Here is a 24,741-nt window from a genome sequence, read left to right on the forward strand (position 1 = left end):
CGCGCGCGTACCGCTATCCGGGAAGCGGAACCTGCCAGACCAACGTGGCCCCGCCGCCGTCCGTCCCGGTCACCTCCAGCCACCCGCCCAGCTGTTCGGCCCGTTCGGCGAGGTTGCCCAGCCCGCTGCGCCGGCCGTCGGGCGGGATGCCCACGCCGTTGTCGGCGACCTTGACCCGTACGTGCCGGCCGTCCGTGGTCAGCGCCACCTCGGTCCGGTCGGCGTGGGCGTGGCGGGCGACGTTGGTGAGGGCCTCGGAGAGCACGGCCACGACGTGCTCGGCCGTCTCCCGCGGCACATCGGTGTCGACCAGGCCCTCGATGCGCACGCTGGGCGCGAAGCCCAGCAACGGCGCGGCCTCCTGGGCCACCCGGACGACCCGGGCGCGAAGCCCGCCGCCACGGGGCATGTCCTCGCGGGCCCGCAGGCCGAAGATGGTGGACCTGATGATCTTGATGGTCTCGTCGAGGTCGTCCACGGCCCGCAGCACCCGCTCGGACGCCTCCTTGTGCTCGATGAACCGGCCCGCGCTCTGCAAGGTCATCCCGGTCGCGAACAGCCGCTGGATCGCCAGGTCGTGCAGGTCGCGGGCGATCCGGTCACGGTCCTTGAGCACCGCGATCTCCTGGGCGTCCTGGCGGCGCTCGGCCAGTTCCATGGCGAGCGCGGCCTGGGCGGCGAAGCCTTGCAGCGTCTCGGTCTCCTGCGCCGAGAACAGCGACTGCCCGGACTCGCGGGCCAGCAGGACCACACCACGCACACCGCCGCCCGTGCCGATGGGGACGGCCACGGCGGGGCCGAGACCGTCGAACCGCGGGGGATCCTGGGAGATGCGCTCGTCGTGCGCGACGTCCGCGCTGGTGACCGGAGCGGCAGCGGAGAAGGCCAACCCGATCAGGCTCTCGCCCATGGGCAGCACGAGACCGCGGTGCGCCTCCGAGTCCGTCCCGACGGCGATCTCCACGGTGAGCGACCCGGTGTCCGCCATCGGCATGGCGACCACGCCCAGGGCCGAACCCGTGATCTCCCGGGCGCGGTCGGCGATCACGCCGAGCGCCTGGGCCCGCTCGCTGCCCGCCATCAGGCTGTGGGTGATCTCGGCGTTGGCCTCCAGCCACCGCTCGCGCAGCCGGGACTCCTCGTACAGCCGGGCGTTGTCGATCGCGACGCCCGCCGCCACGGCCAGGGTGGACAGGACCGACTCGTCCTCCTCGTCGAACTCCGCCCCGCCGCGCTTCTCGGTCAGGTACAGGTTGCCGAAGACCTGGTCGCGGACCCGGATCGGGACGCCCAGGAAGGTGTTCATCGGCGGGTGGTTCGGCGGGAAGCCGTACGAGGCGGGGTGCTGGGAGAGCTTCGTGAGCCGCAGGGGTTCGGGGAGCCGGATCAGCTCGCCGAGGATGCCGTGACCCTCCGGGAAGTGGCCGATCTCGGCGATCTGCTCCTCGGTGACCCCGACCGTGTGGAAGGCGGACAGCCGCTTACCGCCCGGCCCGATCACGCCGAGGGCGCCGTACTCGGCGTCGACCAGGACCACGGCGGCCTCCACGATGGAGTGCAGGGCCTGTTCGAGGTCCAGTTCCCGGCCGACCGAGAGCACCGCCTCCAGCAGACTGTGCACGCGGTCGCGGGTGCCGCGGGCCGCGTTGAGGCGGACCTGCAGCTCCGCCAGCAGCTCGTCCAGCTTCAGCTGCGGCAACCGGAGGCGGGCCTCCCGGAACTCCTCGGAGCTTCCCACCGGCGTTCCTCCAGCTCCCCTCGGCTCGTGGGCACCGACCGGCCCGTCAAGTGCCACGGTAATGCTCCACCACCCGGGCCGGTACGGCATCCCGCCCCGTATCTCGGCCGGCGAACGCCCCGCGCACCGGTCGTCATCGCCCGCCCGGCGTCCACCGGCCGTCCAGGGCCGGTCGGCCCTGGATGCGCGGCCGGGTATCGGCGACAGTGGAGTCAGGAGCGGCACCGGTCCCCCGCGGTGCCGCTCCGTCGTGCGGCCGCGGGCCCGGCACCGCGGGGAACGGTCCGCGAGCGCCCGTCCGCCCGAACGGTCACCGGCCGGCGGCCGGCACACGGTGACCGGCGCCGACCGGGGCGCCTGGCACGCGAAGATCTCGCCCCTGCGTGCGAAATTCGCATCCTGGGCCGAAAGACCCTAGCGGGCAGAGCCGCGGGACGGTTCGAATGGCCTGTCCGAGCCGTCCGCAGCCGCCGCGTCCGGATTCCGCGAGGCGTGCGCACACCCGCCATGGAAAGCCGCGATGACCACCGAAGACGACCGACCGCGCGTGAGCGTCGAACTCGACCGCGCCGAGGCCCTGCGTCTGCTGGGCAGCGTGCCGCTGGGCAGGGTCGTCTTCACCCGGCACGCCCTGCCCACCGTCCGCCCGGTCACCCACGTCCTCGACGGCTGCGACATCGTCATCCGCACCCACGAGAGCGCGGAACTGACCTCGTACGCCCGGCGGGCCGACGGCGCGGGCGTGGTCGTCGCCTACGAGGCCGACGCCATCGATCCGGACACCCACCTGGGCTGGAGCGTGGTGGTCACCGGCTACGCCCGGCTGGTCACCGACCCGGACGAACTGGCCCGCTACCGGCGGCTGCCGCACCCCTGGGTCGCGCGCACGATGGACCACGTGGTCCGTATCCGTCCCGACCTGGTCACCGGAATCCGCCTCACCACGAACGGGGGTCCGCCGTCGCCGTCCGCGCCGGAGGCGAGCGGGTCGTCCGCGCCGGACGCGGGTGACGGGGCTCAGGGGGCCAGGTCCAGGCCGTAGAGCGTACGGCCGCCGACCAGTTCCCGTCCGGTGACCAGTTCCGGCGCGATGCGTACGAAGACCTCGTGCGGCGCGGGCACCCAGGAGCGCGGGCCGGTGCGGACCAGCCGTTCGTGTTCGGCCGAGTCGGTGACCACAGTGGCCGCGCCGGTGACCACGACGCTCCAGCCGGACTGGGTGTCCGCGTCGACCTGGTCGGCCTCGAAGGCGACCACCGACCCGTGGATCGCCCGCACCAGCTCCGACGACGCGGAGGTGCGCAGCAGCACCGTGCCGTCGCCGTCCAGGGAGAAGTTCACGGGAAGCACCGCCGGCAGGGCGTGGTGCGTGTGGACGATGCGGCCGACGGGCACCTTCGCCAGCAGTTGCAGGCACTCCTGCCGGTTCAGCTCGCGGAATCCGTCATTGGCGTACATCTGTCGTCCCGTCCTCTCGCCTCGGTACGGGCCCGTGTCACCGGGCTCGGCCGGTCCGGCTCAGACCGTGATCCGGCGGCCGGTGAGGGTGTACGGATCGATGCACACCCACAGGGCGCGTTTGCCGCCCGCCCAGGGCGTGCTGTACGCCCTGGCCGCGAGCCGGCGTTCCTCGTCCGGGTCCGCGACCGTCCGGGCGTGCCCGCGCACCAGCACGCTCCAGCCCTGGCTGAACGCGTCGTCGATGTGGTCGACCTCGAAGGCGACCTGGCAGCCTGCCGCCAGCGACGGCGTGGCGCCCTGCGCGGTCCGGAAGACGATCGCGTCGTCGATGACGCTGTAGTTCACGGGCACGATCACCGGTCCGGAGGCCGTGGGCACGCCGAGCCTGCCCACGCCGTGCGACGAGAGCAGGGAGCGGCACTCCTGCGGGCTCAGCTCCGTGAACTCGGGGGCGCGCGCCGCACGTCCGGGGCCCGGCGGCAGGGTGACCGTGCCGCCCGTGAGGTCGTTCACCGTGGTCTTGAGGACCTCGGCCAGCCGGGCGAGGGGGCCGGTGCCCGGAGCGGCGCCGGGATGCTCCTCCAGGTAGCGGAGGTAGCTGGGCGCCATACCGGCGCGCGCGGCCGTCTCCCGCCGCGACAGGCCGAGCTGGGTGCGCCGGGTGGCCAGCCTGCGGCCCAGGTCGCCCAGGGGTGCGCCCTCCACCACGTTCGTCCGGGACTGTTCCGCCATGGCCGTCACGTCCTCTCGTCAGGCCGCCCGAACGGCCACTTCGTGCTGTTCCACGCCGAGCACGACCTTGAGCGCGCCGGTCTCGGCGGCCCGCGCGAAGACGTCGTACGCCTCCGTCATGTGCGACAGCGGGAAGGTGTGGGTGACCAGTTGTCCGGTCGGCAGCCGGCCCGCGGCCGCCATGCGCAACAGGGTGGGGGTCGAGCAGGTGTCCACCAGGCCGGTGGTGATCGTCAGGTTCCGGTTCCACAGGTCTTCGAGGTGCAGGGTCGCGGGCCCGCCGTGCACACCGACGTTGGCCACGTGCCCGCCCGGGCGCACCATGCGGGTGCACAGCTCGAAGCTCTCGGCCACGCCGACCGCCTCGACGGCCACGTCCGCGCCGAGCCCGTCGGTCAGATCGTCGACGAGTTGCCGGGGCGCCTCACGGGCGTCCGCCACGGCATCGGCACCGATCCGCCTGGCCGCCTCCAGCCGGTCCGGGGCCAGGTCCACGGCGATGATCCGCTCGGGCGCGAACAGGCGTGCCGCGGCGATGGCCGCGAGACCGACGGGCCCGGCGCCGACGACGGCGACGGTGTCCCCGGGACGCACCCGGCCGTTGAGCACGCCCACCTCGTAGGCGGTCGGGAAGACATCGGCGAGCAGCACGGCTTCGCTGCTCGGCAGCGTGCCGGGCAGCGGGTGCACGGACAGGTCCGCGTAGGGGACGCGGACGTACTCGGCCTGGGTGCCGTCGATCAGATGGCCGAGGATCCAGCCTCCGCCGCCCCGGCACTGACCGTAGGAGCCCTGCCGGCAGTAGCGGCAGCGGCCGCAGGCGCTGATGCAGGAGAGCAGCACCCGCTCGCCCGGCCTGACGCTCCATACGTCGCCGCCGGTCTCGACGATCTCGCCGACGGCCTCGTGCCCCAGCACCGTGCCGGGGCGTACTTCCGGCACGTCGCCCTTGAGGATGTGCAGATCCGTCCCGCAGATGGTGACGGCGTCTACCCGCACGATCGCGTCGGTGGGCTCCTTGAGGGCGGGGTCCGGGACATCCTCCCAGGCGGACTGTCCGATGCCGTGGAAGACGAAGCCTTTCATGTCGCTCCTCACGTTCATGGGAACACCGGGGCGCATCCGGATCCGCCTCCATGCCGACGGCCGGTGCGGGCAGCGCGCCGCACCGGGGCGCGGATCGCCGCTCAGCTCCAGCTTGTCCGGCGGCCGGGGGCCACGCTTGGGCCGGTCGGCCCCGGTGCCCGGCCGACGGGGCCCGTCCGTCCGCGGGGCCGCACGGGGGCCGAAAGACCCTGCGGGCCCCGCAACGGGTACCGACCGGCCCTTCCGTGTGACCGGTCCCACACGCTTGTCTCAGGACATGACCGACAACCGGACCGGTTCCGGCCCGCTGCACTCGGCGCGCATCGTCGGCGGGGCCACCGTGGTCACGCTCCGCGGTGAGATCGACCTTCTGGCCGCCGCTCCGCTGTCGGCCCGGCTGGACGCGCTGACCGCCGGTCCCCGGCCCGATCTGGTGCTCGATCTGCGTACGGTCGATTTCATCGACTGCGCCGGGCTGGGGGTGCTCTGCCGCGCCCGCAACCGGGTGCGGGACCGGGACGGCCGGCTGCGGCTGGTCACCGACAGCGCCCAGTTCCGGCGGCTGCTGCGGGTCACGGGTCTGACGGACGTCTTCGAGGTGCACCCGCGGCTTCCGGGATGCCTCGGCGGCGGGGCGCCCCCGGGCCCGCGCGCCGCGTCGACGGGCTGAGCACGGCGGGCGGCGGCGGGACTCCTGGAGAGACCCGGTCCGGACACGCCGCGAGGGACAAAGGCCCCGCGAAGGCCGGACTTCCCGGGCAAGGAGCGGGCCTCGGCCGAGGACGGCCGTGGCCCCGGCGCCGGGAAGACCGGCCGCGCGCGAGGAGGTGCCGCATGCCGTTCGAGGACCGTACGGAGGCCGGACGCCACCTCGCCCGGCGGCTGGAGCGGCTGCGCGGCCCGGACGTGATCGTGCTCGGGCTGCCGCGCGGCGGGGTCCCAGTGGCGTACGAGGTGGCACGGGCGCTGGACGCTCCGCTGGACGTACTGGTGGTGCGCAAGCTCGGGGTCCCGTGGCAGCCCGAGCTGGCGTTCGGGGCGATCGGCGAGCGGGACGTGCGGGTGCTCAACGACGACGTCGTCGCGGACACCGGTCTCGAAGCGGACGAGCTGGCGGCCGTCGAGGAGGCGGAGCGGGCCGAACTCGAACGCCGGGTGCGCCGCTACCGGGTCGGCCGTGCCCCCGAACCGCCGGCCGGACGTACCGCGGTGATCGTGGACGACGGGGTGGCGACCGGTGCCACCGCGGAGGCCGCCTGCCGGGTCGTGCGGCAGGCGGGCGCGGCCCGGATCGTGCTCGCCGTCCCGGTCGGGCCCGAGGGGACGCTCAGCCGGCTGCGGAACGTGGCCGACCAGGTGGTGTGTCTGGAGACGCCGCGCCACCTCGGCGCGGTCGGCGCCTGGTACCACGACTTCACGCAGACCACCGACCACGAGGTCGCCGCGCTGCTCGGGCGGGCCGCGGGACACGCTCCCGCGGCCCGCCCGCGCCCGTCCAACCGGGAGGTCGAGGTACCGGCGGGGCCGGTGCGGCTGGCCGCCCGGTTCGTGCTGCCGGACCGGGCGCCGGCCGTGGTGGCGTTCGCGCACGGCAGCGGGAGCGGCCGGCACAGCCCGCGCAACCGGCATGTCGCCGCCGTCCTCGACCGCGCCGGTCTGGGCACGCTGCTGCTCGACCTGCTCACCGAGGACGAGGAGCACGACCGGCACAACGTGTTCGACATCATCCTGCTGGCGGGCCGGCTGCGGGCCGCGTCCGCCTGGCTGCGCCGGGAGACCGGTCTGCCCGTGGGGTACTTCGGCGCGAGCACCGGTGCGGGTGCGGCGCTGGAGGCCGCCGCGGACGACCCGGAGATCGGCGCCGTCGTCTCCCGCGGCGGCCGTCCCGACCTCGCCTCCCCCGCCGCGCTGTCCCGGGTCCGGGCGCCGACGCTGCTGATCGTCGGCGGCCATGACTGCCGGGTGCTGAGCCTCAACCGGCTGGCCGCGGACTGGCTGCGGTGTGAGCACCGGCTGGCCGTCGTGCCGGGCGCGGGTCATCTCTTCGCCGAGCCGGGCACCCTGGCCGCGGCCGCCGTCCTGGCCCGCGACTGGTTCACCGCGCACCTGACCCACCCGGAAACGGGGGATCCGGAAGCCGGCGGCCCGCCACCGCCTTCGCCCTGATCCGCCGGGCACGGGCCCGGCTGGAGCCGACCGGCCCTGTCCGCTTGCCGCACGGCGCCGGACAATGGAGGTACCGCGGGAGCGTCCGCGGTGTGCACGAGGCCGCCGGGCCGCTGTCACCGGACGGCGGCCGCCGACTCCGCTAGCCGGAGGGCGAGGCGAGAGATTCGTGAAAGAGACGCTGTCCCTCGGCCGGATCGCCGGCGTACGCGTCGGGCTGAACTGGAGCGTGCTGGTCATCGTCGTACTGGTGACGCTCGCGCTCGCCCGGGGCCGCTTCCCCGCGGCCCATCCCGGCTACTCCGCCGCCGCCTACTGGGCGCTCGCCCTGCTGACCGCGGTGGTCTTCCTCGCCTCGCTGCTGGTGCACGAACTCGCCCACGCGATGGTCGCGCGGCGCAACGGCGTGCAGGTGGAGGGAATCACGCTGTGGATGCTGGGCGGCGCCGCCCGGCTGCACGGCGAGGCGCCGAGCCCGGCCGCGGAGTTGCGCATCGCGGGCGTGGGGCCGCTGACCAGTGCGCTGGCCGGCGGTGTGTTCGCCGGGCTGGCGGCGTGGCTCGCGGCGCTGCGCGTGCCGGGGCTGATCGTCGAGGCGGTGGCGTGGCTGGCCGCGATCAACATCGTGCTGGCCCTCTTCAACGCGCTGCCCGCCGCCCCGCTGGACGGCGGCCGGCTGCTGCGGGCACTCCTGTGGCACCGCACCGGTGACCGGCTGCGGGCCACCCGGGGAGCCTCGGCCGCGGGGCGGGCGCTCGGCTGGTTCCTGGTGGCCGCCGGTTTCGCCGCCGTCCTGTTCGCCGGGAACCTCTCCGGGCTGTGGTCGGCCCTGATCGGCTGGTTCCTGATCGCGGCGGCGACCGCGGAGGTCCGCCAGGCCGAGATGCAGGGCGCGCTGGAGGGCGTCCCGGTCGGGCGGGTCATGACCCCGGACCCGATCACGGTGCCGTCCTGGACGACCATCGCGGGCTTCCTCGCCGAGGGGCCGTTCGGCCCCTACCGGCACTCCGTCTTCCCCGTCGTGGCGCCGGACGGCTCGCTGGCCGGGCTGTTCACCATGGGCATGGCCGAGCGGACTCCGGCCCGGGCCCGGACGCGGACGACGGTCGGTGACGTGATGCGCCGGCTGCCGGACGTCGTGACGGTCGGCCCCGACGAGCCGGTGGTGGACCTGCTGCCCCGGTTGCAGGAGGGCGGCCTGCGCCGGGCCCTGGTGCTCGACGGCGACCGGCTCGTCGGCATCGTCACCCTCGCCGACATCACCCGCGCGCTGACGTGGCCGACCGCGGCACCACGGCAGCCGCACTGAGCGCCGCCCCCGTCACGCGCGTCGGCGCCGGCCGGACTCCGCGGTCCCTGCCGCGGTCAGGCGGTCCAGCTCCACTCCGCGACCTCGGGCAGGTCCAAGCCGTGCTCGCGGATCCAGGTGTGGTGGCGGGCGCGGGCGTCCGCCATCGTCTGGCGCACGCCCGCCGCACGCACGGCGAGCCCGGGAACGCGGTCGATGACGTCCATCACCAGCCGGAAACGGTCGAGGTCGTTGCGGACCACCATGTCGAACGGGGTGGTCGTGGTACCGGACTCCTTGTAGCCGCGCACATGCAGGTGATCGTGACCGTCCCGGCGGTAGGCGAGCCGGTGGACCAGCCACGGGTAGCCGTGGTACGCGAAGATGACCGGCTTGTCGGTGGTGAACAGGCCGTCGTACTCGAAGTCGGTCATCCCGTGCGGGTGTACGTCGTGGGGCAGCAGCCGGGTCATGTCGACGACGTTGACGACGCGCACGGCGAGCTGCGGCAGGTGCCGGCGCAGCAACTGCGCAGCGGCCAGCACCTCCTGGGTGGGCACGTCGCCCGCGCAGGCCAGCACCACGTCGGGTTCGCCGCCGTCCTCGGTGCCCGCCCACTCCCAGATGCCGGCGCCGCGCGCGCAGTGCACCCGGGCCTGGTCCATGGACAGCCAGTCGAAGCAGGGCTGCTTGCCGGCCACGATGACGTTGACGTGGTCGCGGCTGCGCAGGGCGTGGTCCGCGACCGACAGCAGCGTGTTGGCGTCCGGCGGCAGGTAGACGCGCACGACCTCGGGGCTCTTGTTGAGGACGTGGTCGACGAAGCCGGGGTCCTGGTGGGAGAAGCCGTTGTGGTCCTGCCGCCACACGTGTGAGGTCAGCAGGTAGTTGAGGGAGGCGATCGGCGCCCGCCACGGCAGTTCGCGGGACGTCTTCAGCCACTTGATGTGCTGGTTGACCATCGAGTCGACGATGTGCACGAACGCCTCGTAGCAGGAGAACAGCCCGTGTCGGCCGGTGAGCAGGTAGCCCTCCAGCCAGCCCTGGCACAGGTGCTCGGAGAGGACCTCCACCACCCGGCCGTGCCGGTCCAGGTACTCGTCCACCGGCAGGGTCTTCTCCTGCCATGCCTTTCCGCTGGCCTCGAAGACGGCCTGGAGCCGGTTGGAGGCGGTCTCGTCCGGGCCGACCAGCCGGAAGTCGCGGCGGTCCTGGGTGTCCGCCATGACCTGTTCGAGGAGGGTGCCGAGGATCCGGGTCGGTTCGTGCAGGCTGGTGCCCGGCTTGTCCACCGGTACGGCGAAGTCGTCCAGGGAGCGGATCGGCAGGTCGCGGACGAGGAGGCCGCCGTTCGCGTACGGAGTGGCGCCGAGCCGCGCCGCTCCGGCCGGGACGCGGGCGAGGACGTCGGCGACGGGCCGGCCGTCCCGGTCGAACAGCTCGTCCGGGCGGTACGAACGCAGCCACCTCTCCAGTTGCCGCAGGTGCTCAGGGTTCTCGCGGACGCCGGGCAGCGGGACCTGGTGGGCGCGCCAGGTGCCCTCGACCGGTACGCCGTCGACCTCCGCGGGGCCGGTCCAGCCCTTCGGGGTGCGCAGCACGATCAGCGGCCAGTGCACGCGTTGGGTGCTGCCCTCCTCACGGGCGGCACGCTGCGCCCGCGCGATGCGGTCCAGGGCCCGGTCGAAGGCGGCGGCCAGGTCGCGGTGCACCTGCGCCGGGTCGTCGCCGGACACATGGACCGGCTCGTGTCCGTACCCGCGCAGCAGCGCATCCAGTTCGGGCTCCGGCAGCCGGGCGAGCACCGTCGGGTTGGCGATCTTGTAGCCGTTGAGGTGGAGGATCGGCAGGACGGCGCCGTCGTGCACCGGGTCGAGGAACTTGTCGGAGTGCCAGGAGGCGGCCAGCGGGCCGGTCTCCGCCTCGCCGTCGCCGATCACGCAGGCGACCAGCAGACCGGGGTGGTCGAAGGCGGCTCCGTAGGCGTGGGCCAGTGAGTAGCCCAGTTCGCCGCCCTCGTGGATGGAGCCGGGTGTCTCCGGCGCCACATGGCTCGGCACACCGCCGGGGAAGGAGAACTGCCGGAACAGCCGCGCCATCCCGGCCGCGTCCCGTGTCACGTCCGGGTAGGTCTCGCTGTAGCTGCCCTCCAGCCAGGAGTTCGCGAGGACGGCCGGTCCGCCGTGCCCGGGACCCCATACGCACAGCGCGTCCAGACCGCGCGCCGCGATCACCCGGTTGAGGTGGGTGTACACCAGGTTGAGGCCGGGCGTGGTGCCCCAATGGCCGAGCAGCCGCGGTTTGATGTGCTCCGGGCGCAGCGGCTCGGTCAGCAGCGGGTTGGCGAGCAGGTAGATCTGCCCGGCCGCGAGGTAGTTGGCGGCCCGCCAGTGCGCGTCCAGGGTGCGCAGTTCCGCGTCGGAAAGTACGGTGGCGTCCTGGTGTTCGGCAGGCGGCATGAGTGCTCCGGAAGTCATCGACGCAGGTCATCGGGCGGTTCGTAGGTCATCGGGCGGTGGAGGCGGCATGGCCGGCAAGCAGGCGGAAACGCTGCCGCGCAAGGCGTACGAGAAGGAACTGCTGCGCCTGCAGACGGAGTTGGTCAAGCTCCAGGAATGGGTGCGGACGGAGGACGCCCGCCTTGTCGTCATCTTCGAGGGGCGGGACGCGGCGGGCAAGGGGAGCACCATCAAGCGGGTCACGGAGCACCTGAATCCGCGGGTGGCGCGGATCGCGGCGCTGCCCAAACCGACCGAGCGCGAGCGGACCCAGTGGTACTTCCAGCGGTACGTGGAGCATCTGCCCGCCGCCGGGGAGATCGTGCTGTTCGACCGGTCCTGGTACAACCGGGCCGGGGTCGAGCGCGTGATGGGTTTTTGCACCAAGGAGGAGTACCAGCTGTTCCTGCGGCAGTGCCCGATCTTCGAGCGGATGCTGGTGGAGGACCGGATCCTGCTGCGCAAGTACTGGTTCTCGGTGAGCGACGCGGTGCAGGAGGAGCGGTTCCGGCGGCGGCTGGACGATCCGGTGCGGCGGTGGAAGCTGTCCCCGATGGATCTGGAGTCGATCGCCCGTTGGGAGGCGTACTCCCGGGCGAAGGACGAGATGCTGGTGCACACGGACATCTCCGAGGCGCCCTGGTACGTCGTCGAGAGCGACGACAAGCGCCGGGCGCGGCTGAACATGATCGCCCATCTGCTGGGCTCGGTGCCGTACCACGAGGTGCCCCCGCCGGTACTGGAACTGCCGCACCGGCCGCCGTCGACCGGCTACCAGCGCCCGCCGCGCGACCTGCAGACCTACGTCCCCGACCACGCGGCGGACCTCTGAACCACACATGTCGGCCACGCGCGTCCGGCGACCGGGCCGGTGCCCCCTCGGCGGTGCGCCCGGGTACCGGTCCGTGCGGCCGGACGAGTGGGGCGGGGGGCGTGGGCCGGTCGGCCCTGGTGTCCGCGGGACGGGCGGACAATGATCGTTGTCGTGGGCGGCCGACGGAGCGATCGCCGCCCTGGAACGAGGGGCGCATGAACGCGACACGCACATTCACGGAGCAGGACCCCATCAGGGTGTTCCTGCTGGACGATCACGAGGTCGTGCGGCGCGGGCTGATCGATCTGCTCGACTCCGAACCCGACATCACCGTGGTGGGCGACGCGGACACGGCGCAGCACGCGATCGTCCGGGGTCCGGCGCTCCGCCCAGACGTCGCGGTGCTCGACGTGCGCCTGCCGGACGGCGACGGCATCACGGTCTGCCGGGAACTGCGCGACCGCATGCCGGGCCTGGCCTGTCTGATGCTGACGTCGTTCGACGACGAGGACGCGCTGCTCGACGCCATCATGGCCGGTGCCGCAGGCTATGTCCTCAAGCAGATCAAGGGCTCCGACCTGGTCTCGGCGGTGCGGACGGTCGCGTCCGGGCAGTCGATGCTGGACCCGGCGACGACGGCGAGGCTGATGCGCTCCCTGCGTGCCGATCCCGCGCAGACTCCCGCCGTCCCGTCCGAGCTGGCGAACCTGTCGCCCCGCGAGCGGGACATCCTCGCCCTGATCGGGGACGGTCTGACCAACCGGGAGATCGGCCGGCGGCTCTACCTGTCGGAGAAGACCGTCAAGAACCACATCTCGCGGCTGCTGGCCAAGCTGGGCGTGCAGCGCCGGGTGCAGGCGGCGGTCCTCGCCTCCCAACTGGAGCAGTCGGAGCGGGGCGAGAGCGGCCGGGGCGGGTGACGGCCGAGAGGGACGGGGACGGAAGACGGCCGAGAGCGACCGGGACGGGGTCGGGCATGGGCAGAGCCCGGCCCGGGGCCTTCCCGGCCGATGAGGCGCGGGTACGGCGCGGATCCGGGCGAGGCTCGGACGCGGGTCGGGGCGGGGCTCGGACGCGGGTCCGGGCGAGGGCTCAGACGCGGGTCCGGGCGAGGGCTCAGACGCGGGTCCGGGCGAGGGCTCAGACGCGGGTCCGGGCGAGGGCTCAGACGCCATGCTGGATCTCGACGTGCTTGGCCTCGGGCTTCTCGCTGCCCAGGCCCACACTGACGGTGAGAATGCCGTCGGTGTAGTCGGCCCTGACATCGTCCTCGTCGGCTCCGGGCGGCAGCGGGACGCTCCGGCTCATGGAGCCGTAGCGGATCTCGCTGCGGTTCTTCTCCACGTCCCGTTCGGTGCGCTCGGCCTTGACGGTCAGCATCCCGTCGCCGATCTCAACGTCGATGTCCTCAGGGGCCATCCCGGGCAACTCCGCCCGCAGCACGTACCGGCCCTCCTCCATGAAGTCCTCGATGCGGACCGTGTACAGGTCGCCCATGGTCGGCATCGCGAACCGCGCGGGAAAGGTCTCGAACCACTCGGGAATCTCCGGGAAGGGGAACCTCTGCCTGCGTGTCAGTGTCGTCATCGCCGTGCCTCCTCGGCCGTGGTTGCGGCTGCTGACGCTTCCCAGTGCACCGCGTGCCCCGTCGGCCCGCTGAGGCCGAACAGCCCATGCCCAGGGGCCCCAAAGTCCCTTTCGCCCGGTGCCGCCACAGCGACACTGGTGTCAGGGACAGTCCGTGCCCCGGACGGATCGCGAGGATCCAGGCCCGCACGGATCGCGAGGAGACCGATCCATGAAGGTCCGCGACGTGATGAGCGCTCCGGCCGTCACCGTCCCTCCGCACGCCCTGCTCGCGGAGGTGATCCGGCGGATGGCGGACCACGCCGTGGGATCCGTGATCGTCGTCGAGGACGGCGGGCCGTGCGGCATCGTCACCGATCGCGACCTGGCGATGCGCGCGCTCGGCGACGGCATGAGCCTGTCGGCGCGGGCGTCGGAGGTGATGTCCCCGCGGCCGGTCACGGTCGACGCGGCCGACGAACTGCACGTGGCCTACCGGGCGATGCGCCTCGCCGGCGTGCGCCGGCTGCCGGTGCTGGAGGGACGGCGGGTGGTGGGGGTGGTCACCGCCGACGATCTGCTCCTCGACGTCTTCCAGCGACTGTCCGACCTGTTGGGCCCGGTGGCCCGCAGCATCCTCGAAGAGGCGCCGGGTCCGCCCGGTCCGCGGAGGTGACCGCGGCCCCTCGCTCGCGGGCACTCACGGCCGGGGCGCTGCCGCACGCACGATCACGACGGGACAGCTCGCGTGCTGGGCGAGGTGCCCGCTGACGGATCCGAGCAGGGCTCGGGCGAAGCCGCCCCGCCCGTGGCTGCCGACGACCAGCGCCTCGGCGCCCTCGGCCGCCCGCAGCAACACCTCGACGGGATGGCCGCGCACCAGCAGCGCCCTGACCGAACCCGCCTCGGGGCCCAGCGCCTCCCGCAATTCCTCGGCGAGCCGTCGCCGGGCGTCCTCCTCGTCGAAGTCGGTGTCGACGGCGGGCGCCGACCATGCCTCGATCCCCGGCAGTTCCCAGGCGGCCACCGCGTCCACACCGCCGCCGACGAGACCGGCGTACCGTGCGGCCCAGCGCACCGCCGCACGCGCGGACGGCGAACCGTCGACGCCCACCACGATCCGCGGCCCCGAGACACCCGTGTCCATCCGTCCCACCTCTCCTGCGGTCCGCTCCCCGGCCGCGCCGGTGCGCCGTCTCCCCTCCACGCTGCGGGACGCGCGGCGCCCCGCCGCGGAGGCGCGCCCCGGGGGATGGCATCCGGGTGGTCCGAGCACGAGGTGGTCCCGGACACGAGGTGGTGCGATCACGAGATGGTGCAGTCAGGAGGTGGCGCGGTCACAAGGCCGTGCGGTCACAAGGTCGTGCGGCGACGTGATGGTCCGGTCCCACCGCATTGCGGTCACCCGACCGGTGGGTCACGCGGTACTGCGGTCACGTGATGGTCCGGTCCCACGGTGATCCGGTCCGTGGTGATCCGATCCGCGGTGGTCCGGTCGGCTCGCGCGGGCCGCGGAGCGCCGCCAGAGCGCGCGGAGCCGGCCGCCCTCGTCGACGACGTCCGTACCCAGTTCGGCACAGGCGCGGATCAGCCGGTCGGCGATCCAGCGGTACTCCGCCCGGTCGGCGAGGCGGGTGTGGCAGTGGTCCAGGGCGAGCGGAACCGCCTCGGTCCGCAGCGGGCCGTGTTCGTCGAGGGTGACCAGCCAGAGCAGCCCGAGGTCGTTGCGGAGCGCCGGGTGGACGGCGTAGTCGTCGATGAAGTCGCCCAGGTCGAACAGGACGTGCCGGGTGAAACCGTGGAAGACGTGCGCCGAGTGCCCGATCACGAGGTCCGCCCCCGCGTCGGTGAGGGCGGGCGCGGCACGCAGGACGTGCGGCACCGGGCGCGCGGTCATGTTCGGACCCCAGTGCGCGCTGACCAGGACCAGATCCGTCTCCCGGGCCAGTTCGCGGATCGTGTCGGTGAGCCACCGGGGCGCGTCCTCGTGCCAGAGGTCGGCGTAGGCCACGCCGGGCCGGTCGGGGTCCGCGGCGAACTCGGCGGGGTGGTCGGTGACGGCGACGATGCCGAGGCGGAGGCCGCCGGCCGCCAGGCGGAGCGGGGCGCGGGCCTCGGTGACGGTCGGCCCGGCCCCGACGCTGCGGATGCCCGCCCGGGCCAGCCGGGTCCGGGTGTCGAGGAGCGCTTCGGGGCCGTAGTCGAGGGCGTGGTTGTTGGCGAGGACCGCCACGTCGACGCCGAGCCCGGCCAGGACGTCGGCGGCTCGGGGCGGGCCGCGGAAGAAGAAGGTCTTCCCGGGCAGTCCGACCGGGGAGCCCCGGTCGGACACGCAGCATTCGAGGTTGAGCAGGAACAGGTCGGCGTCCCGGACGGCGTGGCGGACCGCGGGGGTGAACAGGGGGCGGGGCGTGCTGTGGGCGAGGACTTCGGCGACGTCCCGGCCCAGCATGGTGTCGCCCGCCAGGGCGACGGTGACGGCCATGAAACCCGCACCTCCAGTCTTCCGCCCGCGTCCCCGCTCGCTCGGCGGCGGCGCGGCCGGCGCGTGAGCGGGACGGCGAGGGGCGGTCCGGGGTGGGGTGCGGGGCCCGCGCGGCCGTCCGGGGGATGCGGGGCACGGACCGTGCCGTCACCCGTTCCCGCGCGCGGGCCCGCCCGCCCCGCCCGCGAGCCACGCCGCCCACGCCCCGCGCCGCCACCCCAGCACGGCGGGAGCCGGATGGCGCGTGGGTCGGGGCCTGAGGAACGGCCTCGATCCCGCGGATCTCCCGGGCCTGTGTCCACCGTGACACGGGACCGCCCCCGCCGCAGGGGCCGAACGGCCCAGCGGCGGGGGCCGATCGCCCCACCGCCGCCCCTGTGGACTCCGGCAGCAGGCGTCGTGGTGCGGCGTACGGCACGTGCCGTACGGCATGCCGCAGGCCGCCGGCCGCACGGCCGGGTCGACGCGGATGCGCGACGGACCGGTCAGCGATCGGCGGCGCCGGGCGGCACGGTGCTCTGTCCGGCCCCCGGCCCGGCGCCGTGACCGGACAGGACCAGTTCCTTGGCCCGGCGGAACTCGTCGTCCGAGATGTCACCGCGGGTGCGCAGGTCGGACAGCTTGACGAGTTCGTCGGCGCTGCTCGGTTGCGCCGGTCCGGCGGTCCGGCGGACGTAGCTGTCGAACGCCTCCTGCTGGGACCGTGCATGTGCCATTTCACGGCGTCCCATGCCCTCGCCGCGGGCGACGAGATAGACGAAGACGCCCAGGAAGGGCAGCACGATGACGAAGATCGTCCAGCCCGTCTTGGCCCAGCCGCTGAGGGAGTCGTCGCGGAAGACGTCCATGACGACCCGGAACAGCACGACGAACCACAGGATCCACAGGAAGAACCAGAGCAGCGTCCAGAACGCGCTCAGCAGCGGATAGTCGTACGCGAGGTACGTCTGCGCGGTCATTGCCGTCCTCCGTCCCGGGCAGCCGCCCACGTAGTGCTTTGCCGTTGTGTTGCCTTGTCGCTCGACGCACTCAGCGTGCACAGGGCGGGGGTGAGGGGGCCTCACCCGGGACGGGTGAGCGTGCGGCGGCTCGTCCCGCGGCAACCGCACGCCCCGTCCGAGGCGTCCGCGGCGCCGGGGTCACCCCGCCTGCTCCTCCTTGTCGAGCACGTACAGCCCGGGCAGGTTGACGACGATCGCCTCCTGGGTGCTGCGGGCGATGACGACGACCGCCTCGGTGTCGGTGCTGGGGTTCTCCTCACGGTGCGGGACGAACGGCGGTACGAAGACGTAGTCGCCGGGTGCCGTACGGATCCGCACCTCCTCGGGTGTGCCGCAGGAGTCGTCGAGGAAGACGAATTCCGGGTTGCCCCTCAGGACGTGGATGGCGGTCTCGGAGGGGCCGTGGTGGTGGTCGGAGGAGGCGACGCCGGGCGGGACGTGGGTCTGGCCCATCCAGACGCGCTCCGAGCCGACGGTGCGGCCGCTGATGGCGGCGAAGCGTCGCATGCCCTCGGTCTGCGCGGTCCTGTCGTCGAGTGCGTCGGCGCGGATGTGGTATACCCGGGCCCGCGACGGCGGGACGGGACCGGCGGGCCGGGTGAGGTCGGGGTGGAACGCGTCGCGCTCGCCCTCCGTGCCGGACGCACCGGTGAGGGATGTCTCGTGCGAGGTCATGGGGGTTCCTGCTCGTCGAAGGTGCGGGTGCGGCCGGGCCGGGACCGGCGCACCACCGGGACGGAACGGATCGGGCGGCCTGGCCGGCCGGGCGTCGGCACGTCCGCGTGGCCATGCGTCCATCGTCCGCCCGTGGGCCGGTACGCGCACGGTCCGGCGACCACGGCGGCAGCCCACCCGGCCGAAGTGATCCCGGCCGCGGTGCACACCGACGTCGCCGGCCGGCACCTGACTGGCGACGACGTCCTGGACCGAGCCCCTCACCCGCCCCGGTAGGAAAGAGGGAGGCAGGAGATAGGCAAGAGACATCGGCCGTGCACCCGGCGCCCATCTGCGCTCTTACACAGAGATAAACCCTTTTTGGGAAAATCCATACACTTGTCAGGATTTCTTACTCCACAGAGCCGACAAACTTGGACACACGAGACAGGGGCGTCTGCGGCCCCCGTTCGTCAGCTTGTCGGCTTGCTGATGGGAGTCACCATGAACATCTCTCTCCGTAACCGCGGCACGCGCGCGGTGGGCACCGGCGCCCTCTCGCTCGCGCTGCTGTCGGCCGGGGCGGCGGGAGCCTACGCCGCGAACGCCACGCCGAGTCCACGCCACCCCGTGCCGCACGGTGCCACGTACCGGCACGGGGCCGCCGCGATCTCGGTCCGGGCCACTCCGACCGTCGTGCGGCACGGGGAACAGGTCAGGTTCAGCGGGCGCGCCTCGGGCCTCAGGACAGGTACCCCGGTGTACCTGCAGCAGGAGAGGGGCGGCAGGTGGACCACGCTCCACTCGCACGCGAGGGTCGACGGGCATGACCGTTTCTCCTTCACCGACCGGCCGGACGCCAGGTACACCCAGCACTTCAGGGTCGCGTCCGGGCGGACCCACTCCCCCACGGTGGCCGTGACAGTACGGTGAGGGGCACCGGGAGGCGCGCGTAACCCCGCTCGACGAACGGGGAGACGCCCACCTCCCACACCGCCTCGACCGCCGCCGGGCCCGCCCGGACGCGGGCTCCGGATCGGTCGAGGTCGTACGGCGGGTGACGCCGGTGGCGGCCCGGTCGGGCCGCACGAAGCGCGGCGTCCGGCCAGGCCAGGCCGGGCCCCAGCCGCCGACTCCAGCGTTCGCGCTCATGCGCGAACTCTTCCGGCGCGGTGCACTGTGGGAGACATGTTCGCCTCGCAACAACTCTTCGCCCGGCCGTGGCAACCCTGGCGGCCGAGCCGCTTGCTGCTGCTCGTTCCCCTGGTGCTCATCGTCGTGATCACGGTGGCCGACATCGTGTCGCCAGTGGACATCGTGCTCGGTCCGCTGCTGGTCATCGCACCGGCGATCACCGCCTGGTTCGAGGGCCCGCTGCTGACGGGGGCCATCGGGGGCATCGCGGTGGCGGCCCAGGCGATCATCGGCTGGCGTTCCAGCGTGCTGTGGACACGGAACACCATCGTGCAGGTCTTCGCCCTGATCGTGCTCTCCCTCCTGATCGTGGTGTTCTGCGCGGTCCGCGACCGGCGCAGTCGCGAACTGGCCCAGGTCCGTTCCGTCGCCGAGGCGGCCCAGCGGGTCCTGCTGTGGCCGCTGCCGCACCGGCTCGGCACGCTGCAACTCGCCTGCGTCTACATGGCCGCCGAGGAGGAGGCCGAGATCGGGGGCGACCTGTACGCCGCGGCCCGCGGCACGGAGGGCACCCGGGTGGTCATCGGCGATGTGCGCGGCAAAGGCCTGTCGGCCATCGGGGAGGCGGCACTCCTGCTCGGCGCGTTCCGTGAGGCCGCGCACCACAACTCGGCCCTGCCGGAGCTGGCCGCCTCGCTGGAACAGAGCGTCACGCGCTACCTGGCCGACTTCGAGCCCACGGAGGAGATGGGCGAGCGGTTCGCCACCGCCCTGCTGCTGGAGATCCCGGACGACGATCCGGTCGCCCGGTTGACCAGCTGCGGCCACCTGGCGCCGCTGCTGTTGCAGGACGGCCATCCGGCGAGCGTCCCCGACCTGGTCCCCTCGCCCCCGCTCGGGGTCGGTCTGACCGACCCGGGTGACGCGACGGTGGCGGTGCTGCCGTTCGCCGTCGGGGACACACTGTTGCTGTACACCGACGGCGTCGTCGAGGCCCGCGACCGCGGCGGGGCCTTCTACCCCCTGACGGAACGCGTCGCCCAGTGGTCCGGGCAGTCTCCGCAGGCCCTCCTCCACCACATACAGCACGATCTGCTCGCGTACACCGGCGGCCGGCTCGGCGACGACGCCGCCCTCATCGCCATCCGCCGCGCCCCCGCCGCGGACCACCCGGCCCGGCGGCTCCCGCACACCCGCTGAGCCGCCGTCGTCCGGCCCGGGCGCGCAAGCCCCCTCGGCGTGCCGTCGGGCCGCCCCCGGCTCGTCGGGACGGGCGGCGCCGGTCATGCTGGTGAGTACGGCCCCGCCGCCTCGCACGTCCGACCGACTTCCCGAGGGAGACCCTCCGATGACGACATGGACGAACGACGAACTGACCAGGATCGGCACGGCCGACGAGCTCCAGATGGCCCCGGCCCGCGGGGACGGCACCCTGCGCACGCCGGTGCCCATCTGGGTCGTCCGGGACGGCGACGATCTCTACATCCGCTCCTACCGCGGCGACGACGGCGTGTGGTGGCGCACCGCCCACACGAGCCACGAGGGCCACATCCGCTCCGGCGGCGTCGACAAGGACGTGACCCTCGTCGAGGAGGCCGACTCCACCGTCAACGACCGCATCGACACGGCGTACCGCACGAAGTACGGCCGCTACGGCGGCTCCTACGTCGATCCGATGGTGGCCGCCCGGAGCACCACGCTGAAACTCGTCCCGCGGTGACCGGTCCGGCGGCCCCGTCCTGACGCCGGGTCGGACGGGCCCGCCGGACCAGCGGCCCCGTCCGACCCGGCGGGCAGGCCCGGTGACCTCAGTTCGGCCGGTACAGGAGCTGTGGGGTCGTGAAGGACCGCAGGCCCCACAGGCCGCCCCCGGTTCCCAGGCCGCTCCACTTGCTGCCGCGGAACGGGAGATGGAGTTCGATCGTGCCGTGGTCGTTGACCCAGCACATGCCGCTGTCCAGCCGGCGCCCGACGGCCAGCGCGCGGTCCGGGTCGCTGCTCCACACCGAGGCGCCCAGGCCGTAGTGGGTGGCGTTGGCGCGGGTGACGGCGTCGTCCAGGTCGTCGAAGGCGATGACGGGCAGCACCGGTCCGAACTGTTCCTCGTCGACGACCGCGGTGCCGTCCTCGGCGCCCATGAGCACGGTGGGCCGGAAGAAGTAGCCGGGACCGGCCGACGGCCGCCCGCCCGACACCGCGACGGCGCCCCGCGACAGCGCGTCCGCGACGAGCCCGCTCACCCGCTTCCACTGGGCGCCGGTGGTGACCGGCCCCAGCTCGGTGCCCGTCGCCTTCCCGTCACCGACCTCGGTCCCGCCGGCGAGGTCGGCGAGGGCCTGCACCAGCGGACGGAAGACGGCACGGGACGCGTAGACGCGTTTCGGGGCGACACAGGTCTGCCCGTTGTTCCGGAAGGCCGCCGCGAACAGCTTCGGCGCCGTCGTCGCGGGGTCGGCGTCGTCGAGGACGAGGGCCGCGTCGTTCCCGCCGAGGCCGAGGTACAGCCGTTTCAGATCGGGGGCCACCCCGGCGGCCACCTCCTTCCCTGCGGACACCGACCCCGTGAAGCAGACCTTGCGGGCCAGCGGGTGCACGCTCACGGCGGCACCGAGCCCGTCGCCGCCGCTCAGCACGTTGAGCACGCCGTCCGGCAGCCGGTCGCGCAACAGCGCGCCGAACGCCAGCGAGGCGAGCGGGGTGTGCGGGGACGGCTTGAGCACCACGGTGTTGCCCGCCCGCAGGGCCGGGGCGATCCGGGAGGCGGCCAGGACGAGGGGAAAGTTCCAGGTCGTGATCACCGCGACCGGGCCGATCGGCCGGTGCGCCACCTCCGCGTAGCGCCGGCCGTCGTCGTGCACCACCTCCCGGTCCACCGGCAGGTCCGCGTAGTAGCGCAGCCAGGCAGCGGCGGCGTGCACCTCCCGCACCGCGTCCGGCAGCGGCTTGCCCTGCTCGGCGGTGAGGATGTCGGCCAGTGGCAGCGCCGCGTCGGCGACGACGTCGGACGCCGCGAGCAGCGCCACCCGCCGGACGTCGTCGCGCAGGCTCCACACCGGGAAGGCCCGCAGGGCGGCGTCGAAGGCCCGGTCGAGGTCCTCCCCGCGGGCGAGCGGCGCCCGTGCGACGGACTTCTCGGTCGCCGGATCGAGGACGTCGAAGGTGGACGGTGGACGTACCGGTCCGCCGTCGACGGTCAGGGCGGGGACACCGTCGACGAGATCCGGAAGGTCGACCATGGCTGCGGCTCCCTTCGGCTGCGCGGGCCATCCGGTCGTTGCCGGATGCGAAGACGCAGTCCACCGTGGCGCACGGGAGACCGGGGCGGCGTTATAGCAGGGGGTGGGCGGCGGTACCAGATTTCCCGGGCCGCCCTCACCCCCAGGTACCAGGCCCGCGCCATCGCCGCACCCGTCACCGGGCCGCCCGATCCCGTTAAGGTGAGGCTGTGCTGCGCACCGCCTCCTGGCTGGCGAGGGTCGCGACCTTCGTACTGGTCGGGCTGGATGTCTTCCTGCGGGGCAGGCCGGAGCAGTGGGCCCTGATCTCCGCGGCCGTCGCCTATGCCCTGTGCGGGGTGCTGATGGCGCTGTGGGTGCTCCTCGAACAGCGTCCGCACGCGGCCTGGACGGTGCCCCTCGTGCTCGGTCTGATCACCGTCGTCTCCGGCGCGGCGTGCGTCCTGGACGGGTCGACATCGCTGGGCGCCCTCGCCGTGGTCGCCACGATGGACGCGGGCACCGAGCCGCGGCTGGTGTCGGGGTGGGCGGTGTTCACGGCGGGCATCCTGGCCGTGACCACCGGTGCCCTGGTCGGCGACGCCGGTCCCGAGAGGGCGATCGGGGTGATGCTGCTGCTCGCGGTGGGCCTGCTGGTCGGCCTGAACCGGCGCGCCTACCGGGTGTGGGCCGAGCAGAACGCGACCCTGCTGGCGCAGGCCGAGGAACTGCGGGCGGAGCAGCAGCGCAGTGCCGTTCTGGACGAGCGTGCCCGGATCGCCCGGGAGATCCACGACGTGCTGGCGCATTCGCTCGGTGCCCTGGGCATCCAGGTCCAGGCGGCGCGTGCCCTGCTCGCCGACCGCCCGGACCCGGCCCGCGCGGACCATGCCCTGTCCGTCGCCCAGCAGCTCGCCGCGGAGGGCCTGGCCGAGACCCGTCGCGCGGTGCACGCGCTGCGGGCCGACAGCAGGCCCCTGGAGGCGGAACTCGCCGCGCTCGCCACCACCCATGAGCAGCGCCATCACACTCCGGTGGCGCTGCGCGTGGACGGTACGCCCGTGCCGCTGTCGCCCGAGCAGACGCTCGCTCTGATCCGTACCGCGCAGGAGTCCCTCACCAACGCGGCCAAGCACGCCCCGCGCCAGCCCCCGACCCTCACCCTGACCTACGAGGACGCCGACGTGGTCCTGCGTGTCGCCAATCCGCTCGGCGCGGGCGCGGCCTCCGGATTCGCGACCGTGGACGGCGGCTACGGGCTCACCGGCATGCGGGAGCGGCTGCTGCTGCTGGGCGGGACCCTCACCTCCGGTCCGGTGCGGGGCACCGGCTGGGCCGTGATCGCCCGGGTGCCGCGATGACCGGGCCGGAGCACGCACCGCTGCGGATCGTCGTGGCCGACGACCAGGCCAGCGTGCGCGAGGGGCTGTCGCTGATGCTGGACCTGCTGCCGGAGGTGGACGTGGTCGGCTCCGCCGCCGACGGCGCGGAGGCCCTGGAGCTGGTGGCGCGGCTGCGGCCCGACGCGATCCTGCTGGATCTGCGCATGCCGGTGCTCGACGGTGTGGAGACCACGCGCCGGCTGACGGCCGAGCACCCGGAGGTCGCCATCGTCGTGCTCACCACGTACGCCGACGACCGGTCGATCCTCGACACCCTGCGGGCGGGTGCGCGCAGCTATCTGACCAAGGACTCCGACCGGATGCACATCGTCAGCACGCTGCACAGCGCCGTGGCGGGGCTGTCCGTGCTGCACCCCCAGGTGCAGGAGGCGCTGCTGGCCGCCGCCGGCACCGACGAACCGCCACGGGACGACGCCGGGGGCGGCGCGACGAAGGAACTGCCGGACGGGCTGACCCCCCGGGAGTCCGAGATCCTCACGCTGATCGCGCGCGGCCTGAACAACGCGGAGATCGCCGACCGGCTGTTTCTGAGCGGCAACACCGTGAAGACGCACATCAACCGTATCTTCGCCAAGACGGGCTCGCGCGACCGGACCGCGGCGGCGCTGTACGCCCGACGGCACGGGCTGGCGTGACCCGCCCTGCGACACGGGGCGGCGTGACCCGACCTGCGACACCGGCCGGCCGCCCGGCGACCCGGCGGAACGCACTGGTGGACCGGCCGACGGCACGCCTCGGCGGACCGGCCCGGCCGCCGACTCCGCGCGGCGGGGAACGCCGGGCCGGCCCGTCGCGGAGTGCGGCCCGTCCGCCGGTCCTTCCGGGGCCCTTGGGGTGCTGCCGGACGTCGTCTGTGGCAACGCACCCGAAGGTAAAAGAAAAATAAGTGACCCAGGGTCGGTAACAGTCGTCCCACCTGCGGCGACGCATACCCGAGGCGTCTCCTGCGACACCCGTCGCGCCCGGACCGAGATGCCGTGACGGACCACCAGGTTCACTCTGATGGAGGCGTGGCATGGCCCCAACGGCCCATGCCCGGCCCAGGGGGGCATCCGTCGACCAACGGGAGTCACCATGACCTTCACCTACCGCAGCCGTACCCTCCGGACGATGGCCACCGGCGCCCTGACGGTGGCGCTGGTCTCCGCCGGCTCGACCGCGGCCCAGGCCGCGACGCCGAGCCCGGGAACCGACCTGACCCGGGCCACAGCCGCCCAGCGCACCTCGCTCACGGCCGAGGTCAGTCCGGCCAGCGTGAAGCCGGGCGAGGAGGTCCGGATCACCGGCCGTACCACCGGTCTGAAGGTCGGCGCCGAGGTGACGTTGCAGCAGGACAAGAACGGGAAGTGGACCACCGTCCCCGGCCGCAGCACGGTCAAGCAGGGCGACATGTACTCCGTCAGCACCCGTCCCACCGCCAAGGGCACCCAGCACTACCGCGTGGCGTCCGGCGGTACGCACTCCCCGAGCGTCACCGTGACCGTCAAGTAGCCCCCGCCG

24 protein-coding genes are annotated in these 24,741 nt (G+C 73.5%); 13 read left to right on the plus strand and 11 right to left on the minus strand.

Annotated features, from left to right (window positions below):
* Window positions 1-13: 13 nt before the first annotated feature.
* Window positions 14-1,738: a GAF domain-containing protein gene (locus tag ACFY2B_RS06410; protein WP_390762005.1), complete on the minus strand. Its 1,725-nt coding sequence runs from the start codon at window positions 1,736-1,738 to the stop codon at window positions 14-16.
* Between the two features lie 520 nt (window positions 1,739-2,258).
* Here ACFY2B_RS06410 and ACFY2B_RS06415 point away from each other — a divergent pair.
* Window positions 2,259-2,780, plus strand: a complete 522-nt coding sequence (locus ACFY2B_RS06415; protein ID WP_390762006.1) for a pyridoxamine 5'-phosphate oxidase family protein — start codon at window positions 2,259-2,261, stop codon at window positions 2,778-2,780.
* Here the strand turns inward: ACFY2B_RS06415 and ACFY2B_RS06420 are convergent.
* From ACFY2B_RS06420 to ACFY2B_RS06430, 3 genes are read right to left on the minus strand one after another with little or no spacing between them, the layout of a single operon-like run.
* Entirely contained in the window at window positions 2,756-3,196 is a 441-nt protein-coding gene (locus ACFY2B_RS06420) for a pyridoxamine 5'-phosphate oxidase family protein (RefSeq protein ID WP_376531308.1), read from the minus strand. The genes ACFY2B_RS06415 and ACFY2B_RS06420 overlap by 25 nt on opposite strands.
* 60 nt (window positions 3,197-3,256) lie before the next feature.
* Entirely contained in the window at window positions 3,257-3,931 is a 675-nt protein-coding gene (locus tag ACFY2B_RS06425; RefSeq protein WP_390762007.1) for a helix-turn-helix domain-containing protein, read from the minus strand.
* Window positions 3,932-3,949: 18 nt separating this feature from the next.
* Entirely contained in the window at window positions 3,950-5,017 is a 1,068-nt protein-coding gene (locus ACFY2B_RS06430) for a zinc-dependent alcohol dehydrogenase family protein (protein ID WP_390762008.1), read from the minus strand.
* A 277-nt stretch (window positions 5,018-5,294) separates the two neighbouring features.
* On the opposite strand from ACFY2B_RS06430, the gene ACFY2B_RS06435 reads away from it, so the two are divergent.
* From ACFY2B_RS06435 to ACFY2B_RS06445, 3 genes are all read left to right on the plus strand, one after another.
* Window positions 5,295-5,687 carry an STAS domain-containing protein gene (locus ACFY2B_RS06435; protein ID WP_390762009.1) on the plus strand — a complete coding sequence of 131 codons (393 nt, stop codon included), beginning with the start codon at window positions 5,295-5,297 and terminating at the stop codon, window positions 5,685-5,687.
* Window positions 5,688-5,851: 164 nt separating this feature from the next.
* Window positions 5,852-7,183, plus strand: coding sequence for a phosphoribosyltransferase family protein (locus tag ACFY2B_RS06440; RefSeq protein ID WP_390762010.1), 1,332 nt, complete (start codon window positions 5,852-5,854; stop codon window positions 7,181-7,183).
* A 169-nt stretch (window positions 7,184-7,352) separates the two neighbouring features.
* Window positions 7,353-8,492 (plus strand): site-2 protease family protein, encoded by a 1,140-nt coding sequence (locus tag ACFY2B_RS06445; protein ID WP_390762011.1) that lies wholly within the window; start codon window positions 7,353-7,355, stop codon window positions 8,490-8,492.
* Window positions 8,493-8,548: 56 nt separating this feature from the next.
* Here ACFY2B_RS06445 and ACFY2B_RS06450 read toward each other — a convergent pair whose 3' ends face one another.
* Window positions 8,549-10,930, minus strand: a complete 2,382-nt coding sequence (locus ACFY2B_RS06450) for a phosphoketolase (RefSeq protein ID WP_390762342.1) — start codon at window positions 10,928-10,930, stop codon at window positions 8,549-8,551.
* 67 nt (window positions 10,931-10,997) lie between these two features.
* Between ACFY2B_RS06450 and ppk2 the strand changes: the two genes are divergently transcribed.
* Window positions 10,998-11,801 carry a polyphosphate kinase 2 gene (gene ppk2, locus ACFY2B_RS06455; protein ID WP_390762012.1) on the plus strand — a complete coding sequence of 268 codons (804 nt, stop codon included), beginning with the start codon at window positions 10,998-11,000 and terminating at the stop codon, window positions 11,799-11,801.
* A 197-nt stretch (window positions 11,802-11,998) separates the two neighbouring features.
* The gene (locus tag ACFY2B_RS06460) at window positions 11,999-12,703 is read left to right on the plus strand and encodes a response regulator (protein ID WP_390762013.1); all 705 of its coding nucleotides are present in this window, start codon (window positions 11,999-12,001) and stop codon (window positions 12,701-12,703) included.
* Between the two features lie 244 nt (window positions 12,704-12,947).
* Here ACFY2B_RS06460 and ACFY2B_RS06465 read toward each other — a convergent pair whose 3' ends face one another.
* Entirely contained in the window at window positions 12,948-13,370 is a 423-nt protein-coding gene (locus ACFY2B_RS06465; protein WP_390762014.1) for an Hsp20/alpha crystallin family protein, read from the minus strand.
* A 211-nt stretch (window positions 13,371-13,581) separates the two neighbouring features.
* On the opposite strand from ACFY2B_RS06465, the gene ACFY2B_RS06470 reads away from it, so the two are divergent.
* A complete protein-coding gene (locus ACFY2B_RS06470) occupies window positions 13,582-14,025 on the plus strand; it encodes a cyclic nucleotide-binding/CBS domain-containing protein (protein ID WP_390762015.1) in 444 nt (147 codons plus the stop codon).
* A 24-nt stretch (window positions 14,026-14,049) separates the two neighbouring features.
* Here ACFY2B_RS06470 and ACFY2B_RS06475 read toward each other — a convergent pair whose 3' ends face one another.
* The 4 genes from ACFY2B_RS06475 to ACFY2B_RS06490 all read right to left on the minus strand — a co-directional run bounded on the left by ACFY2B_RS06475 (window position 14,050) and on the right by ACFY2B_RS06490 (window position 17,510).
* Window positions 14,050-14,496, minus strand: coding sequence for a universal stress protein (locus ACFY2B_RS06475; RefSeq protein WP_390762016.1), 447 nt, complete (start codon window positions 14,494-14,496; stop codon window positions 14,050-14,052).
* Between the two features lie 270 nt (window positions 14,497-14,766).
* Window positions 14,767-15,834 (minus strand): CapA family protein, encoded by a 1,068-nt coding sequence (locus ACFY2B_RS06480; RefSeq protein ID WP_390762017.1) that lies wholly within the window; start codon window positions 15,832-15,834, stop codon window positions 14,767-14,769.
* A gap of 485 nt (window positions 15,835-16,319) precedes the next feature.
* The gene (locus tag ACFY2B_RS06485; RefSeq protein WP_376531338.1) at window positions 16,320-16,793 is read right to left on the minus strand and encodes an SHOCT domain-containing protein; all 474 of its coding nucleotides are present in this window, start codon (window positions 16,791-16,793) and stop codon (window positions 16,320-16,322) included.
* Window positions 16,794-16,973: 180 nt separating this feature from the next.
* Window positions 16,974-17,510: a cupin domain-containing protein gene (locus tag ACFY2B_RS06490; protein ID WP_390762018.1), complete on the minus strand. Its 537-nt coding sequence runs from the start codon at window positions 17,508-17,510 to the stop codon at window positions 16,974-16,976.
* Window positions 17,511-17,993: 483 nt separating this feature from the next.
* Here ACFY2B_RS06490 and ACFY2B_RS06495 point away from each other — a divergent pair, with 483 nt between their 5' ends.
* The 3 genes from ACFY2B_RS06495 to ACFY2B_RS06505 all read left to right on the plus strand — a co-directional run bounded on the left by ACFY2B_RS06495 (window position 17,994) and on the right by ACFY2B_RS06505 (window position 20,343).
* On the plus strand, window positions 17,994-18,422 hold the full coding sequence (locus ACFY2B_RS06495) for a hypothetical protein (protein ID WP_390762019.1): 429 nt from the start codon (window positions 17,994-17,996) through the stop codon (window positions 18,420-18,422).
* Window positions 18,423-18,677: 255 nt separating this feature from the next.
* Window positions 18,678-19,823, plus strand: a complete 1,146-nt coding sequence (locus tag ACFY2B_RS06500) for a PP2C family protein-serine/threonine phosphatase (protein ID WP_390762020.1) — start codon at window positions 18,678-18,680, stop codon at window positions 19,821-19,823.
* Window positions 19,824-19,971: 148 nt separating this feature from the next.
* Window positions 19,972-20,343, plus strand: a complete 372-nt coding sequence (locus ACFY2B_RS06505) for a DUF2255 family protein (RefSeq protein WP_390762021.1) — start codon at window positions 19,972-19,974, stop codon at window positions 20,341-20,343.
* Window positions 20,344-20,431: 88 nt separating this feature from the next.
* Here ACFY2B_RS06505 and ACFY2B_RS06510 read toward each other — a convergent pair whose 3' ends face one another.
* The gene (locus ACFY2B_RS06510; RefSeq protein ID WP_390762022.1) at window positions 20,432-21,859 is read right to left on the minus strand and encodes an aldehyde dehydrogenase family protein; all 1,428 of its coding nucleotides are present in this window, start codon (window positions 21,857-21,859) and stop codon (window positions 20,432-20,434) included.
* Between the two features lie 209 nt (window positions 21,860-22,068).
* Here ACFY2B_RS06510 and ACFY2B_RS06515 point away from each other — a divergent pair, with 209 nt between their 5' ends.
* From ACFY2B_RS06515 to ACFY2B_RS06525, 3 genes are all read left to right on the plus strand, one after another.
* The gene (locus ACFY2B_RS06515) at window positions 22,069-23,199 is read left to right on the plus strand and encodes a sensor histidine kinase (RefSeq protein ID WP_390762023.1); all 1,131 of its coding nucleotides are present in this window, start codon (window positions 22,069-22,071) and stop codon (window positions 23,197-23,199) included.
* Window positions 23,196-23,876: a response regulator gene (locus ACFY2B_RS06520; protein WP_390762024.1), complete on the plus strand. Its 681-nt coding sequence runs from the start codon at window positions 23,196-23,198 to the stop codon at window positions 23,874-23,876. The genes ACFY2B_RS06515 and ACFY2B_RS06520 overlap by 4 nt, the downstream gene beginning before the upstream one ends.
* Window positions 23,877-24,315: 439 nt before the next feature.
* Window positions 24,316-24,732 carry a hypothetical protein gene (locus tag ACFY2B_RS06525; RefSeq protein WP_390762025.1) on the plus strand — a complete coding sequence of 139 codons (417 nt, stop codon included), beginning with the start codon at window positions 24,316-24,318 and terminating at the stop codon, window positions 24,730-24,732.
* Window positions 24,733-24,741: the final 9 nt, after the last annotated feature.

It is taken from the genome of Streptomyces sp. NPDC001270 (assembly GCF_042896695.1).
Taxonomy (GTDB): domain Bacteria; phylum Actinomycetota; class Actinomycetes; order Streptomycetales; family Streptomycetaceae; genus Streptomyces.